This is a genomic window from Bacillus sanguinis, from assembly GCF_018332475.1.
GTDB classification, from domain to species: Bacteria; Bacillota; Bacilli; order Bacillales; family Bacillaceae_G; genus Bacillus_A; species Bacillus_A sanguinis.
This window is the reverse complement of record NZ_BOQB01000144.1, coordinates 1-1,221: the sequence shown is the minus strand read 5'-3', so window position 1 is coordinate 1,221 and position 1,221 is coordinate 1. Positions and strand designations below refer to the sequence as shown.

Here is a 1,221-nt window from a genome sequence, read left to right as displayed (position 1 = left end):
TTGTATGATTCAGGCAATGCCATATCTTCAGTATCTAATACACATGCGTATAGATTTTGTAAGTTTTCAGCAGTTGGGTTTTGTTCCTCAACATCAATGATGTTTTTTACTGCTTCCATATTTTCTTCTTTTGCTTGATATACTTTAATTTTAGCCATTGTTTTAATCTCCTTTATAACGTAATCGTAGAGGCTACACTTCATTATAACGTTTTTTTCATGAAAGATGAAATTGTTATATGTATTTATAGAAAAATTTATGTGTTATTACTCATTATTAAGGGGATGAGTAGGTAACCATCTTCCAACGTTAAAGTTATATTGTCCAAGCTTTTCTCGTATTCCACTCATATTATATGTATTAGATAAAAACATATAAGGAAGGGATGGAGTGAAAGTGGGTTGTGGATCGAGATGGAATTGTCAATGTGGTCAAAAAAGCATATGTGAATTTTTACAAAGTCTAGAACGGTTTACTAAAGTGGAGAGTATCGTAATAGCGGGAAACAAAATTGTTGTATCCTATTTTCTTTCATTTAATGAGAGAAAAGGGGTTGTATCATTTGTACAAGAGGGTGATGAGGTTATTTTTGTAGATTGCTCTAGGATTGATGCAATTCAAATAGGGAAAGTTTGTAGTTGTAAAACGAAAGTTAAATTTATTGAAGAGGATTTTAGTCTACTTGGAAATGTGTGTCCGCAATGTTTAACGGAGGGAAGTACACTCTTTTTTGACTTTCACAATTCGGAATTGAATGTATCTCTACAAGCAAAAACAATTGATGCGCCTAGTTGTACTGAGTTTATAGATGAGATGGGGAATGTCGTAAAGCAAATTACTATAATAGGTGAAGCAGTTGTTTCTAAAGATTTTGTTCAAGTGCCTGAACTATTAAATTTTCGATTAGTTTTATCTGATACGGCTGCGAATCCTTTCAAGTTTGGAATACTATTCATTAATTTCCCAGATCTTACGTTTATTATTCTTTTCGCATCGAGTGGATACCTCAATATCTCGAATTGTTTGAAAGTTGAGAGTGGAGTTGGTAATGCCGAGATAGAAGAGATGAAAAAGATAATATCGAATGACGATAATACGTACACATCAGTTGTTCAAGTGACGAAAGTATATAAAAATGGAGGAACAGAATCATTTGTTAATAAGAATGAGTTATAACATATATTTTTAAATGAACCCTTAAACTAATGTTGAGGGTTTTTA

Annotated in this window: 1 protein-coding gene; it reads left to right on the top strand. The window is 32.2% G+C overall.

Going from position 1 to position 1,221, the window contains the following annotated elements:
• Positions 1 to 396: 396 nt before the first annotated feature.
• The gene (locus KI369_RS16415) at positions 397 to 1,176 is read left to right on the top strand and encodes a BC_2878 family exosporium-associated protein (protein WP_212956650.1); all 780 of its coding nucleotides are present in this window, start codon (positions 397 to 399) and stop codon (positions 1,174 to 1,176) included.
• Positions 1,177 to 1,221: the final 45 nt, after the last annotated feature.